Annotated in this window: 14 protein-coding genes; all 14 read left to right on the plus strand. The window is 64.2% G+C overall.

Features of this window, described 5'->3' with window-relative positions:
• Positions 1–68 precede the first annotated feature (68 nt).
• From JFU48_RS04940 to JFU48_RS05005, 14 genes are read left to right on the plus strand one after another with little or no spacing between them, the layout of a single operon-like run.
• Positions 69–803, plus strand: a complete 735-nt coding sequence (locus JFU48_RS04940; RefSeq protein WP_103485573.1) for a glycosyltransferase family 2 protein — start codon at positions 69–71, stop codon at positions 801–803.
• A complete protein-coding gene (locus tag JFU48_RS04945) occupies positions 800–1,747 on the plus strand; it encodes an LpxL/LpxP family acyltransferase (protein WP_201135988.1) in 948 nt (315 codons plus the stop codon). The genes JFU48_RS04940 and JFU48_RS04945 overlap by 4 nt, the downstream gene beginning before the upstream one ends.
• Positions 1,728–3,278: an HAL/PAL/TAL family ammonia-lyase gene (locus JFU48_RS04950; protein WP_201135989.1), complete on the plus strand. Its 1,551-nt coding sequence runs from the start codon at positions 1,728–1,730 to the stop codon at positions 3,276–3,278. Before JFU48_RS04945 ends, JFU48_RS04950 begins: the two co-directional genes overlap by 20 nt.
• Positions 3,271–3,696: an acyl-CoA thioesterase gene (locus JFU48_RS04955; protein ID WP_027611337.1), complete on the plus strand. Its 426-nt coding sequence runs from the start codon at positions 3,271–3,273 to the stop codon at positions 3,694–3,696. Before JFU48_RS04950 ends, JFU48_RS04955 begins: the two co-directional genes overlap by 8 nt.
• Positions 3,693–4,295, plus strand: a complete 603-nt coding sequence (locus JFU48_RS04960) for an outer membrane lipoprotein carrier protein LolA (RefSeq protein ID WP_201135990.1) — start codon at positions 3,693–3,695, stop codon at positions 4,293–4,295. The genes JFU48_RS04955 and JFU48_RS04960 overlap by 4 nt, the downstream gene beginning before the upstream one ends.
• On the plus strand, positions 4,279–6,618 hold the full coding sequence (locus JFU48_RS04965; RefSeq protein WP_201135991.1) for an MMPL family transporter: 2,340 nt from the start codon (positions 4,279–4,281) through the stop codon (positions 6,616–6,618). Before JFU48_RS04960 ends, JFU48_RS04965 begins: the two co-directional genes overlap by 17 nt.
• Positions 6,618–7,778, plus strand: coding sequence for a sodium:proton antiporter (locus JFU48_RS04970; RefSeq protein ID WP_201137057.1), 1,161 nt, complete (start codon positions 6,618–6,620; stop codon positions 7,776–7,778). Before JFU48_RS04965 ends, JFU48_RS04970 begins: the two co-directional genes overlap by 1 nt.
• Positions 7,765–9,012: an NAD(P)/FAD-dependent oxidoreductase gene (locus JFU48_RS04975; RefSeq protein ID WP_201135992.1), complete on the plus strand. Its 1,248-nt coding sequence runs from the start codon at positions 7,765–7,767 to the stop codon at positions 9,010–9,012. Before JFU48_RS04970 ends, JFU48_RS04975 begins: the two co-directional genes overlap by 14 nt.
• A complete protein-coding gene (locus JFU48_RS04980) occupies positions 9,009–9,734 on the plus strand; it encodes a class I SAM-dependent methyltransferase (protein WP_201135993.1) in 726 nt (241 codons plus the stop codon). The genes JFU48_RS04975 and JFU48_RS04980 overlap by 4 nt, the downstream gene beginning before the upstream one ends.
• Positions 9,734–10,324, plus strand: a complete 591-nt coding sequence (locus JFU48_RS04985; RefSeq protein WP_201135994.1) for a hypothetical protein — start codon at positions 9,734–9,736, stop codon at positions 10,322–10,324. The genes JFU48_RS04980 and JFU48_RS04985 overlap by 1 nt, the downstream gene beginning before the upstream one ends.
• A complete protein-coding gene (locus tag JFU48_RS04990) occupies positions 10,321–11,517 on the plus strand; it encodes a beta-ketoacyl-[acyl-carrier-protein] synthase family protein (protein ID WP_201135995.1) in 1,197 nt (398 codons plus the stop codon). The genes JFU48_RS04985 and JFU48_RS04990 overlap by 4 nt, the downstream gene beginning before the upstream one ends.
• The gene (locus JFU48_RS04995) at positions 11,514–11,978 is read left to right on the plus strand and encodes a hotdog family protein (RefSeq protein WP_201135996.1); all 465 of its coding nucleotides are present in this window, start codon (positions 11,514–11,516) and stop codon (positions 11,976–11,978) included. Before JFU48_RS04990 ends, JFU48_RS04995 begins: the two co-directional genes overlap by 4 nt.
• On the plus strand, positions 11,971–12,699 hold the full coding sequence (gene fabG, locus JFU48_RS05000; RefSeq protein ID WP_003220919.1) for a 3-oxoacyl-ACP reductase FabG: 729 nt from the start codon (positions 11,971–11,973) through the stop codon (positions 12,697–12,699). The genes JFU48_RS04995 and fabG overlap by 8 nt, the downstream gene beginning before the upstream one ends.
• Entirely contained in the window at positions 12,699–13,925 is a 1,227-nt protein-coding gene (locus JFU48_RS05005; protein ID WP_103519989.1) for a beta-ketoacyl-ACP synthase, read from the plus strand. The genes fabG and JFU48_RS05005 overlap by 1 nt, the downstream gene beginning before the upstream one ends.
• Positions 13,926–13,940: the final 15 nt, after the last annotated feature.

Genomic DNA, 13,940 nt, shown 5'->3' on the forward strand with positions numbered 1-13,940 from the left:
AAAACTGCGAGCGAGTGCAGCGTACTCGAGCGGGAGCAAGCTCCCTCGCCACAGTGGGGATGTGGTCAATGCATAACCCTTGCGCCGTGATTCCGGTCTACAACCATGAAACCGCGATCGGCACCGTGGTCGACGCCCTGCTCGCCCAAGGCCTGCCGTGCATTCTGGCGGATGACGCCAGCACCCCGTCCTGCGCGCGAGTGCTGGATGCTCTGGCCGAACGCGACCACGTGCATCTGGTGCGCCTGACCCTCAATCAGGGCAAGGGCGGCGCGGTGATGACCGGCCTGCGCGAAGCGGCGCGGCTGGGCTTCACTCATGCCTTGCAGGTTGATGCCGATGGCCAGCACGACCTGCACGACGTCGCCCGTTTCGTCGAGGAATCCCGCGCCCACCCGGACGCGATGATCTGCGGTTATCCGCTGTTTGACGAGAGCGTGCCCAAGGGCCGTTTGTACGCGCGTTATCTGACCCACGTGATGGTCTGGATCAACACGCTGTCGCTGCAGATTCGCGATTCGATGTGCGGCTTTCGCGTCTATCCGCTGGCCCCGACGCTGGCGCTGATCGACTCGGCGCGGGTCGGCAAGCGTATGGATTTCGACTCCGACATCCTCGTGCGCCTGTCGTGGCGCAACCAGCCGATGCGCTGGTTGCAGACCAGCGTGCACTACCCGCTGGACGGCGTCTCACACTTCCGCCTGTTCCACGACAACGCGCTGATTTCCAGCATGCACACCCGGTTGTTCTTCGGCATGCTGCTGCGCCTGCCCGTCATCCTCTGGCGCCGGTGGCGAGCATGAGCGTCGAGACCGACAAGAAGCACTGGGCCGACCGCGAAGAGCGCGGCAGCTTCCTGCTGATGAAATTCACCGCGTTCGCCGCCAAAGTGCTTGGCCGGCGCCTGCTGAGTCCGCTGCTGTACGGGATCGTCCTGTACTTCTTCCTCTTCGGCCGCACCGCGCGCCACAGTGCCTGGCAATACCAGCAACGGCTGGCTGACTGGAGCAACCGCGCCGAATTGCGCCCGAGTTACTGGAGCGTGTTCCGCCAGTTCATGGCGTTCGCCGATTCGCTGCTCGACAAGCTCGACGTGTGGAACGGCAAGCTGCGCATCGAGCAGATCGAAATCATCGACCCGGCACTGCTGCGCAATCAGTTGCGCGGCAGTCGCGGGCAACTGCTGGTCGGCGCGCACTTGGGTAACCTCGAGGTGTGCCGGGCGCTGGCGGAGATCGGCGAAAAGGTCACCATGAACGTGCTGGTGCACACCAAGCACGCCGAGCAGTTCAACCGCTTGCTGGGTGAAGCCGGGGCGACCAATCTGCGCCTGATTCAGGTCAGCGAACTGGACCCGGTGATCATGCTGCAACTGCACGAACGCCTGGAGCGCGGCGAATGGCTGGCGATTGCCGGCGACCGCGTGCCGTTGCACGGCGGGCGCAGCGTCAGCGTGGACTTTCTCGGCCACCCCGCAGCGTTTCCGCAAGGCCCGTGGCTGCTCGCCGGTTTGCTCAAATGCCCGGTCAATCTGCTGATGTGCCTGAAACAAGCGGACGGCCACTATCGCCTGACTCTCGAACCGTTCGCCGACAGCGTGACGTGGACGCGCCGCGAGCGCGAGCAGGTCATTCATCAGTGGGCTACCCGCTACGCGCAGCGCCTGAGTCACTATTGCCTCGAAGCCCCGCACCAATGGTTCAACTTTTACCCTTTCTGGAAGACCGATGACGACGCCAACCCATGAGCCGGTAACCTTCGGCGAACGCCCTTTGCGCATCGAAGACGTGCTGGCCCTGGCCAACCGTAAAGCGCCCGTGCAGTTGCAGAGCGACGCCGCCTACCGCGAGCGCATCGCCAAAGGCGCGCGGTTTCTCGATTCGCTGCTGGACAAGGAAGGCGTGATCTACGGCGTGACCACCGGTTACGGCGACTCCTGCGTGGTCGCGGTGCCGCTGCATCACGTCGAGGCACTGCCGCGTCATCTCTACACCTTCCACGGCTGCGGCCTCGGCAAACTGCTCGACCCGCAAGCCACCCGCGCGGTGCTGGCGGCGCGGTTGCAGTCGCTGTGTCACGGCGTGTCCGGGGTGCGCATCGAACTGCTGGAGCGCCTGCACGCCTTCCTTGAACACGACATCCTGCCGCTGATCCCCGAAGAAGGCTCGGTCGGGGCCAGCGGCGATCTGACGCCGCTGTCCTACGTCGCCGCCACCCTGTCCGGCGAGCGCGAAGTGTTGTTTTGTGGCGAACGCCGGCAGGCTGCCGATGTGCATCGCGAACTCGGCTGGACGCCGCTGGTACTGCGCCCGAAAGAAGCGCTGGCCTTGATGAACGGCACGGCGGTGATGACTGGTCTCGCCTGCCTCGCCTTCGCCCGCGCCGACTATCTGCTGCAACTGGCCACGCGCATCACCGCGCTCAACGTGGTCGCGCTGCAAGGCAATCCGGAACACTTCGACGAGCGTCTGTTCGCCGCCAAGCCGCATCCGGGGCAGATGCAAGTCGCCGCATGGCTGCGCAAGGATCTGGCGATCGACGCGCCGACCGCGCCGCTGCATCGCCTGCAGGATCGCTACTCGCTGCGCTGCGCCCCACACGTGCTCGGGGTGCTCGCCGACAGCCTGAACTGGCTGCGTTCGTTCATCGAGACCGAACTCAACAGCGCCAACGACAACCCGATCATCGACGCCGAAGCCGAGCGCGTGCTGCACGGCGGGCACTTCTACGGTGGGCACATCGCGTTCGCCATGGACAGCCTGAAAAATCTGGTGGCCAACGTCGCCGACCTGCTCGACCGGCAGCTCGCGTTGCTGGTCGACGAGCGCTACAACCACGGTTTGCCGAGCAATCTGTCCGGCGCCCCGGCGGATCGCGCCATGATCAATCACGGTTTCAAGGCCGTGCAGATCGGCACCAGCGCCTGGACCGCCGAAGCCCTGAAAAACACCATGCCGGCCAGCGTGTTCTCACGCTCCACCGAGTGCCATAACCAGGACAAGGTGAGCATGGGCACCATCGCCGCCCGCGACGCGATCCGCGTACTGGAACTGACCGAACAGGTCGCCGCCGCCACGTTGCTCGCGGCCAATCAGGGCGTCTGGTTGCGCGGTCGCGATGCAGGCGCAGGCGCACGCGCGCTGCCACCTTCGCTGGCCGCCATGCACGAAGAGCTGGCCAAGGACTTCCCGCCGGTCATCGAAGACCGCGCGCTGGAAGGCGAACTGCGCCTGTGCCTGCAACGCATCGCCGAGCAACACTGGAGGCTGCATGCGTAGCGCCGGAGTGCTGCACGCCGACACGGAAATCCTCGTGCCGTTCTTTGACGTCGACACCATGCACGTGGTCTGGCACGGGCACTACGTCAAATACCTGGAAGTGGCGCGCTGCGCGCTGCTCGACCAGATCGGCCACAACTACACGCAGATGTCCGAGTCCGGCTACGCGTGGCCGATCATCGACCTGCAACTGCGTTATGTACGTGGCGCGGTGTTCGGTCAGCGCTTGAACGTACGCGCCAGTCTGGTGGAGTGGGAGAACCGCTTGAAGATCAACTATCTGATCACCGACCTGCAGACCGGTGAGCGCCTGACCCGTGCCAGCTCGGTGCAGGTGGCGGTCGAGATCAGCAGCCGCGAGATGCAACTGGCCTCACCCAAAGTGTTCACCGATGCGGTGGAAAGGATGCTGCGATGAACCTGTTCTGCAAATGCCTTGGCGCGATGGCGCTGCTCGCCGTGTCGACGCTGGCCAACGCCTTCGACCTGCAACAGCTCAGCGAGCAACTGGCGAAACCGCAGGTAATCCACGGCCAGTTCATTCAGGAAAAACATCTGCGCGCCCTGCCTCAACCGTTGATCAGCAAGGGCAACTTTGTCCTGGCGAAAAATCACGGCCTGCTCTGGCTGCTCAAGACCCCGCTGCAACAGGATTACCGCATCACCGCCAACGGCATCGCCCGTCGTGACGGCAACGCTTGGCAGTTGCTGCCGAACAAGAGCGCCGGGGCCGAGCAGAACCGCTTGTTCCTCGCCGTGCTGCAAGGTGACAGCAGCGGCCTGCAACGGGATTTCGAGCTGGCCCTGAGCGGCGATGCACAGCAGTGGAAACTCACTCTGACCCCGCGTTCGCTGCTGCTCAAGCAAGTGTTCAAACAGATCAATATCGACGGCGGTGAACTGGTGCAGACCATCGAACTGCTGGAAACCCAGGGCGACAGCACCGTGCTGCGCATGAAAGACAGCAGCGCCGGTCAACCGTTGAGCGACACGGAGCAACATGACTTTGCCGAGTGAACGCAGGCTGCCGTGGCTGTTCCTGATCCTGCTGCTGGCGGTCGTCGCGCTGGCCGGGTGGCAGTGGCGCGACGGTGCGCCGCTGTCGGCCAACCTCATGGAACTGGTGCCCGGAACCAACCCTGACGCCCTCGAACTGCGCGCCGAACAGCGCATGCAGGAACCGCTCAATCGGGAAATGCTGGTGCTGGTCGGCCACGCCGATCACCAGCAAGCGGTGGCCATGGCGCAGACCCTCGGCGAGCAATGGCAGGCCAGCGGTCTGTTCGAAAAGGTCCAGTGGAACCTGCAGGCGGATCTGCCAGCGCTGCGCACACAATTGCTGCAAGGGCGACTGGCGATGCTTTCGGCGGATGATCGGCAACTGCTGACCGAGCATCCCGATGCGTTCATTCAGCAACGGGTGCAGGCACTGTTCGATCCGTTCAACGGTTTTACCCTGGTGCCGAGCCAGGACGACTGGCTGGGTCTCACCGGGCGTATCCAGAACAGCCAGCCGAAGCACGGCGCGGTGCAACTGGACATCGGCAGCGGCGCACTGGTCGCCGATGCCGATGGCAAGAGCTGGGTGCTGCTGCGCGCGCGCACCACCGGCAATGCCTTCGACATGAACCTGCCGCTGAAAGTCGCCGATCTGCTGCAGCACAGTCGCGAGCAGGCGGCGAAATCCGACGTGCAACTGTTGGCCGCCAGTGGTCTGCTGTACGCCGCCAACGGTCAGCAACAAGCCACCCGCGAAATGACCTGGGTCGGCGGCGGCGCCACCCTCGGTATTCTGCTGTTGCTGCTGTTGGTGTTTCGCCGCTGGCGGGTGTTGCTGGCGTTCGTGCCGGTGCTGGTGGGGATGCTGTTCGGCGCGGTGGCTTGCGTGGCGCTGTTCGGCCACATGCATGTGATGACGCTGGTGCTTGGTTCCAGCCTGATCGGCGTGGCCGTGGATTACCCGCTGCACTATCTGTCGAAAAGCTGGAGCCTGAAGCCGTGGCGCAGCTGGCCAGCCCTGCGCCTGACACTCTCCGGGCTGACGCTGAGCCTGATCACCAGCGCCATCGGTTATCTGGCGCTGGCCTGGACGCCCTTCCCGGCGCTGACGCAAATCGCGGTGTTCTCCGCCGCCGGTTTGCTCGGTGCGTACCTGTCGGCAGTGTGCCTGCTGCCGGCCCTGCTGAAAAATGTTGAACTGGTTCCGGCGCAATGGCCGCTGCGTCTGGCCGAGCGTCTGGTGCAACTGCGCGAAACTCTGCTCGAACACGTGCGCACCCCGGTGCTGCTGGCGCTGTTGGTCGCGTTCTGCGTTGGCGGTCTGGTGCAGCTGCAAAGCAAGAACGACATCCGCCAGTGGGTCGGTGCGCCACAACGCCTGACCGATGAAGCGCAGACCATCGCACGCATCACCGGCTATCAGCCGACCAGCCAGTTCTTCCTCGTGCGCGCCGCCAATCAGCAGCAACTGCTGGAGCGTCAGGCCGCGTTAAGCGAACGCCTGCAGCAACTGGTCAACCTCGACAAACTGCAAGGCTATCTGGCCCTCGATCAACTGCTCAGTCCGCCGAGCCAGCAACAGCAGGTTCGCGAAGCACTGAGCAAACTGCCGCAATACTGGCAGCCACTGCTCGACCTCGGCGTACCGCTCGCGGCGTTGCAAACCGAACTGCAACAGTTGCAGAGCCTGCCCGCCGAGGACATCGACGCGGCACTCGCCGGGCCGTTGGGCGAGCCTTACCGCACGCTGTGGCTCGGCCCGACCGCTGACGGCGTGGCGGCGATGACCAGCCTGCAAGGCCTGAACAATCCGTCACTGCTGCGGGTGCAGGCCCTGGACTTGCCGGGCGTGATGCTGGTGGATCGTCTCGGCGAATTGAACAACGTGTTCGCTGCCACTCAGATCAGCGCCGCCGAATTGAAACTCGCCTCCTGCGTGCTGATCGTACTGGTACTGATCGTGCCGTTCGGCTTCGGCGGCGCATTGCGCATCGTCGCCCTGCCGTTGCTGGCGGCGCTGTGCAGCCTCGCCAGCCTCGGTTGGCTCGGTCAACCGCTGACCCTGTTCAGCCTGTTCGGCCTGCTGCTGGTAACGGCGATCAGCGTCGATTACGCGATTCTCATGCGTGAGCAGGTCGGCGGTGCGGCGGTCAGTCTGCTCGGCACCTTGCTGGCGGCGCTGACGACCTGGTTGTCGTTCGGTTTGCTGGCGGTGTCGAGCACGCCGGCGGTGAGCAACTTCGGCCTGGCGGTGAGCCTCGGGCTGGCGTTCAGTTTCATTCTGGCGCCGTGGGCCGGACGTCACGTCCACAGCGCCGGCGTCGCGGAGCCGGCAGCGTGATGGTCGTCGGTTTCTGGCTGCTGGCCCTGGCGCTGTTCGCTGTGGCGACCCGTGTCGGTCGGCATTTCGGCCTGATCCCGATCGTCAGCCAGTTGCTGCTGGCCAGCTTCGGATTGCCGCTGCTGATGTACTTCTGGATCGAGCCGGGCTGGCAACTCAGCGGTGCCGAACTGATTGCGCCGGGGTGGCTGAAAGACCTCTACAGCCTGAGTTTCGCGCTGTTGCTCGGGCACATTCTCAGTGATGTGATCGACCTGCGACTGGACCGCCAGAGCGTGAAAATCGCCGTGCCGAGTTTTGTCGTGCCGTTCGCCTGCGGTCTGGCCGCCGCCTGCTGGCTGCTGCCGGCGCAACCGTGGCTGAACTCGATGGCGATCGGTCTGGTGTTCGCGATTACCGCGATCCCGGTGCTGTACCTGTACCTGCGCCACATCGATTATCCGCCCGCCGCCACCCGGCGTCTGGTGCAGACTGCAATCCTCATCGACCTGACCTGCTGGACGCTGTTCGGCCTCGCTCAGGGCAGCCTGCATCTGAGCAGCCTGTTGCTGCCGCTGGGTCTGGCCTGCGTGCCGCTGCTGTTGCATCTGTTGCGCGTGCGGCGACCGTTGACTTACAGCCTCGGCTTCTTCGCGCTGCTGGTGCTAGCCGAGCACTACAAACTCAACGCGCTGATTTTCGGCATCGGTTATCTGCTGTGCATGGCCTTGCTGAAGGTGCCGTTGGTGCTGCCATTGCCGGCGCGGTGGATGAGCCGTTTGCAGACGTGGATCGCGATCCCGCTGATCCTCACCTTCGGCATCGTGCAGATCGACGTGCACAGCGCCCTCGCCAGCCTCGGCGCGGTGCAATGGGCGGCGCTGCTGCTGTTGCCGATTGCCAGTAAACTGCTCGGCAACTGGCTCGGCCTGGGCTGGGCCGGTGCTTCCTTCCAAGGCGCGAGCCGCTGGCGCGAAAGCGTGCTGCTGAATATTCGCGGGCTGAGTGAAATCGTCTTTCTCAACCTGCTGCTGCAACAACAGCTCATCAGCCCGGCGCTGTACTTCGCGCTGATGCTGATGGGCCTGATCGCGACGCTGTTGCCGGCCCTGATCGGCCTGCATCGCGCGCCCCTGAATCTGCAACACCCATTGCCCCGGAGCTCACGTGCCAATCGTTGAAATGGAATCCCGTCAGGTCGTGATTATCGGTGCCGGACCGTCCGGCGCCATCGCCGCCGCGCTGCTCAAGCGCAAGGGCCACGATGTGCTGGTGATCGAGCGCCAGCACTTTCCGCGTTTTTCCATCGGCGAGAGCCTGCTCAGCCATTGCCTGGATTTCGTCGAAGAGGCCGGCATGCTCGACGCCGTCAACGCCGCCGGGTTCCAGCGCAAGACCGGTGCTGCCTTCGCCTGGGGCGAGCGCTACAGTGCCTTCGATTTCAGCGACACCTTCACCGCAGGCAAGCCAACCACATTCCAGGTGCAACGTGCCGACTTCGACAAGCTGTTGGCCGATCAGGCTGAATTGCAGGGTGCCGAAATCCGCTACGGCGATGCCATCGTCCGCGTCGATTTCGACCGGGCCCGACCGCAGCTCGACGTGCTGCGCGAGAACGGCAGCGAGTACCGCGTCGAAGCGGATTTTGTGTTGGACGCCAGCGGTTACGGGCGCGTGCTGTCGCGTTTGCTCGATCTGGAAGCACCCTCGAATTTCCCGGTGCGCCAAGCGGTGTTCACCCACGTTGAAGATCACATCGACAACCCGGCCTTCGACCGCGAGAAAATCCTCGTCACCACCCACCCTGAGCACCGCGACATCTGGTTCTGGACGATCCCGTTCAGTAACGGTCGCTGCTCGGTGGGTGTGGTGGCTGCCGCCGAACACTTCCAGGGGCGCGACAGCGATCTGGATGCCTGCCTGCGCGGCTTCATCGCCGAAACCCCGAGCCTCGCCGGTGTATTGAACAACGCGGTGTGGGACACCCCGGCGCGCACCCTCGGCGGTTATGCGGCGAATGTGAAAACCCTGCACGGCCCCGGCTTCGCCCTGCTTGGCAACGCCGCAGAATTTCTCGACCCGGTGTTCTCCTCGGGCGTGACCATCGCCATGCGTTCGGCGAGCATGGCCGCGGCGGTCTTGCACCGGCAGTTGCAGGGCGAAACCGTCGACTGGCAGCGCGAGTTCGCCGAACCGCTCAAGCGCGGAGTCGACACTTTCCGCTGCTACGTCGAGGGCTGGTACGCCGGCACCTTTCAGGACGTGATCTTTTACCAAGACAGTCAGGCGGAGATTCGCCGGATGATCTGCTCGATCCTCGCCGGTTACGCCTGGGATGAACGCAACCCGTTCGTCAGCGAAGCACGCCGCCGGTTGAAGATGATTTCCGAACTCTGTGCAAAGGACGCCCCATGAATTACTTGAGCGACAGCTACGTCGAGGAAACCCGCTTCGGTTTCTGGTTCCTGCGCAGTCACACCTGGCAGCACCATGTGCTGCGCGTGGCGATCAACGATTTGCGCGGATTGTTCAGCGAGTCGCTGCCGGCCCATCCGGTGCTGCTGGATGCCGGCTGCGGTCAGGGCAAATCGTTCCGCCATCTGCGCCAGACCTTCGCCCCACAGCGTCTGATCGGCATCGACGCCGATCCGCACAGCCTGCAACTGAGCGCCGAAGAAGCGGCGCGGCAGGGCTTCGACGTGGAGTTGATCGGTAGCGATTGCGCGACGCTCAACGTCGCCGATGCCAGTGTCGACCTGCTGTTCTGCCACCAGACCTTTCATCATCTGGTCGAACAGGAAAAAGCCCTCGCCGAGTTCTACCGCGTACTGAAGCCGGGCGGTTATCTGCTGTTCGCCGAGTCCACCGAGGCTTACATTGATACTTGGGTGATCCGCTGGCTGTTCCGCCATCCGATGCATGTGCAGAAGAGCGCGGCGCAGTACCTCGAGATGATTCGCCAACAGGGTTTCGAGTTTGGCGAGCGCAATGTCTCGTACCCGTATTTGTGGTGGAGCCGTTCGAAGGATTTCGGCTTGCTGGAGCGGTTCGGATTGCGCCGGCCGAAGCCGTTTGGCGAGCGTGAGGAAACCTTGGTGAATGTCGTCGCCCGCAAGCCGCTTGAAGGTGGTCTCTGATGCGACACATAACCTGTAGGAGTGAGCCTGCTCGCGATAGCGGTAGGTCAGCCAACATGTTTTTCGAATGTGCCACCGTCATCGCGAGCAGGCTCACTCCTACAAGGTTTGCGGTGTGGCTGATGTTGATGATGATTGCCCTGCTAAGTGGATGCGCCAACCAGGCCCCGCTGCCCGCGAGCAACCCGACGCTGCCGTTACCGCTGCAACTGCACATCGAACGCCAGCAAGCCGATCAACGTCAGGACTGGCTATTGGTGATCCAACGCGAAGGCCCCGGCATCCGCTGGTCGATGATGGACCCGCTGGGCATCCCCCAGGCGCGTCAGCAGCTGATCGACGGTCGCTGGCAGGCCGACGGGCTGCTGCCGCCCAATCCGGAAGCCCGGGAGCTGTTTGCCGCGTTGCTGTTCGCCCTGACCCCCTCCGGCGAACTGGCGCGCAATTACCCCGCCGCGCAGCAGCAGGGCGAGCAACGCACGCTGGCGCCGCGCTGGGCGATCCGTTATGCACAACCGTTGAGCTTCGAATTGAATCTGCCCCAAGGCCCGCACTATCGGGTTTCTCCCCTCGGTGAACCGACACCATGACTGCCTACCTCAATGCCCTCGGCGTGATCTGCGCACTGGGCCGCGACAAGCACCAGGTCGCGCACAACCTGTTTGCCGGTGACTGCTCGGGCATGCGCCACGAGTCAGGCTGGGTGGCCGGACGTGAGTTGCCGGTGGCCGCGGTGCACGTTGAGCTGGCGGCGATTCCGGCCGAACTGGCCGACCAGAGCAGCCGCAACAATCAACTGCTGCTGGAAGCCGCGCTGCAGATTCGCGAGGACATCGACCGGGCGATCCAGACCTATGGCCGCGCGCGCATCGGTGTGGTGCTCGGCACCAGTACCTCGGGGATCGACGAGGCCAGCCGCGGTCTGGCGCACTATCTTCGCGAGCAGCAGTTCCCTGCCGAGTACGACTATCGGCAACAGGAACTCGGCGCCCCGGCGAATTTTCTCGCCGACTGGCTGCAACTCAGCGGCCCGGCCTATGTGATTTCCACCGCCTGCACGTCCAGTGCGCGGGCGTTGATGAGCGCGCAGCGTCTGCTCAATCTGGGCCTGTGCGATGCGGTGCTGTGCGGCGGGGTCGACAGCCTGTGCAAACTCACGCTCAACGGTTTCAGCGCGCTGGAAGCGGTGTCCGACGAGCGCTGCAATCCGTTCTCGGCCAACCGCAATGGCATCAACATCGGCGAAGCGGCGGTGCTGTTCCTGATGAGCAAGCAGCGCAGCGACGGCCCGGCCATTGCCCTGCTCGGCAGCGGCGCCAGCTCCGACGCGCACCATATTTCCGCGCCGGAACCGAGCGGTCGCGGCGCCCTGCAAGCGATGCAGAAAGCCTTGAGCCGCGCACAGCTGCAAGCGACGCAAATCAGCTACCTGAACCTGCATGGCACGGCGACCCAGCACAACGATGCGATGGAAAGTCTGGCCGTCGCCACGCTGTTCCCCGACGGCGTGGCCTGCTCGTCGACCAAGCCGATGACCGGCCACACCCTCGGCGCGGCCGGCGCCCTCGAAGCAGCGTTCTGCTGGCTGAGCCTGAGCGCCGACAACCCGCAGCAAGCCTTGCCGCCACACGTCTGGGATGCCCAACCCGACCCCGACTTGCCGGCGCTGAAGTGGGTGACCGCGAGCGAACGCCTGTCGTCCATTGCACCCCGCTACCTGATGAGCAACTCGTTTGCCTTCGGCGGCAACAACGTCAGCCTGATTATCGGAGACGCCCCATGAACGACTGGCCGCTCGCCGAACTGCTGCCCCACGCTGGCGACATGATTCTGATCGACCGCATCCTCAGCTTCGACGAGGAGCAGATCCACACCCGCCTCACGGTCAAGCCCGACGGCCTGTTCAGCCTGCCCGACGGCAGCCTGCCGGCGTGGGTCGGCATCGAGTTGATGGCGCAGAGCGTCGCCGCGTTCGCCGGTTGTCATGCTCGCTTGAAGGGCAAACCGGTGGAATTGGGCTTCCTCCTCGGCACCCGCAAGTTCGAGTGCAACGTCGAGGCGTTTCCGGCCGGCAGCGAACTGACCATCCACGGCATTCGTTCGCTGGAAGACGACAACGGCATGGGTGTTTTCGAATGCCACATCAACGCCCCCGGCATCGAGGCCAGCGCCCGCCTGAACGTGTTCCGCCCGCCGCAGCCCAGCCAATACCTTGAACAAAACAGAGAGTCGAACGATGACTGAATCCGTGCTGGTCACCGGCTCCAGCCGTGGCATCGGCCGCGCCATTGCCTTGCGTCTGGCGCAGGCCGGGCACGACATCGTCCTGCATTGCCGCAGCGGCGTAGCTGAAGCCCAAGCGGTGAAAGCCGAAGTCGAAGCGCTGGGCCGCAACGCGCGCATCCTGCAATTCGACGTCGCCGACCGCGAAACCTGCAAGACCATTCTCGAAGCCGACGTCGAAACCCACGGCGCCTATTACGGCGTGGTGCTCAACGCCGGCCTGACCCGTGATGGCGCTTTTCCGGCGCTGAGCGACGACGATTGGGACGTGGTGCTGCGTACCAACCTCGACGGTTTCTACAACGTCCTGCACCCGGTGATGATGCCGATGATCCGTCGTCGCGCCGCCGGTCGGATCGTCTGCATCACCTCGGTGTCGGGATTGATCGGCAACCGGGGCCAGGTCAACTACAGCGCCTCCAAGGCCGGGGTGATCGGTGCGGCAAAAGCGTTGGCGATCGAACTGGGCAAGCGCAAAATCACCGTTAACTGCGTCGCGCCGGGCCTGATCGACACGGCGATGCTCGACGAAAACGTGCCGGTGGAAGAGCTGATGAAAATGATCCCCGCACAACGCATGGGCACCCCGCAAGAGGTGGCCGCTGCGGTTAATTTCCTGATGTCGGCGGAAGCCTCGTACATCACCCGCCAGGTCCTGGCGGTCAACGGAGGCTTGTGCTGATGAAGCGCGTCGTCGTCACCGGCATGGCCGGCATCACCTCGCTGGGCAGCGACTGGCAGACCATCGCCGGCAACTTCGCGGCCAACCGCAGCGGCATCCGCCGCATGGACGAGTGGGACCGCTTCAGCGAACTCAACACCCGTCTGGCCGGGCCGATCGATGATTTTGTCGTACCGCCGCACTGGACCCGCAAGCAACTGCGCAGCATGGGCCGGGTGTCACGGCTGGCGGTGGGCGCGGCGGAACAGGCGCTGGCCGACGCCGGCCTGCTCGGCGACGAATCGATCAAGGACGGGCGCATGGGTGTGGCCTGCGGTTCGTCCACCGGCAGCACCGACGAGATCAAGGCCTTCGGCAACATGCTGCTGAACTCGGTGGCCGAAGGCCTCAACGCCAACTCCTACGTGCGGATGATGCCGCACACCACCGCGGCCAACATCAGCATCTTCTTCGGCCTCACCGGGCGGCTGATCCCGACGTCCAGCGCCTGCACCAGCGGCAGTCAGGGCATTGGCTACGCGTATGAAGCGATCAAGTTCGGGCGGCTGCCACTGATGCTCGCCGGCGGTGCCGAAGAGCTGTGCCCGACCGAAGCCATGGTCTTCGACGCGCTCTACGCCACCAGCCTGAAAAACGATGCGCCACAGACCAGCCCACGCCCGTATGACAAGGGCCGCGACGGTCTGGTGATCGGCGAAGGCGGCGGCATGCTGGTGCTCGAAGAGCTGGAGCATGCCCTCGCCCGGGGTGCGCGGATCCACGCGGAAATCGTCGGTTTCGGCAGCAACGCCGACGGCCAGCACACCACCCGCCCCGAGCAGATCACCATGCGCCGCGCCATGGAACTGGCACTGGAAGACGCCGGACTGACGCCGGACGCCATCGGTTACGTCAACGGTCACGGTACTGCTACTGAACAGGGCGACATTGCCGAAACACTGGCGACCAGCAGTCTGTTCGGCGAACACATGCCGATCAGCTCGCAGAAGAGTTTCCTCGGCCACACGCTGGGGGCCTGCGGCGCGCTGGAGTCGTGGTTCAGCATCGAAATGCTCAATCGCGACCTGTACGTGCACACGCTCAACCTCGATGAGGTCGACCCGCACTGCGGCAAGCTCGATTACCTGCGCGGCGAATTCCGCCCGATGCACCACGAGTACGTGATGAACAACAATTTCGCTTTTGGTGGCGTCAACACCTCGTTGATTTTCCGTCGCTGGCCTTAACCGAATCAATCCAGG

This window comes from Pseudomonas sp. TH49 (assembly GCF_016650625.1).
In the GTDB taxonomy this organism is placed as follows: domain Bacteria; phylum Pseudomonadota; class Gammaproteobacteria; order Pseudomonadales; family Pseudomonadaceae; genus Aquipseudomonas; species Aquipseudomonas fluorescens_H.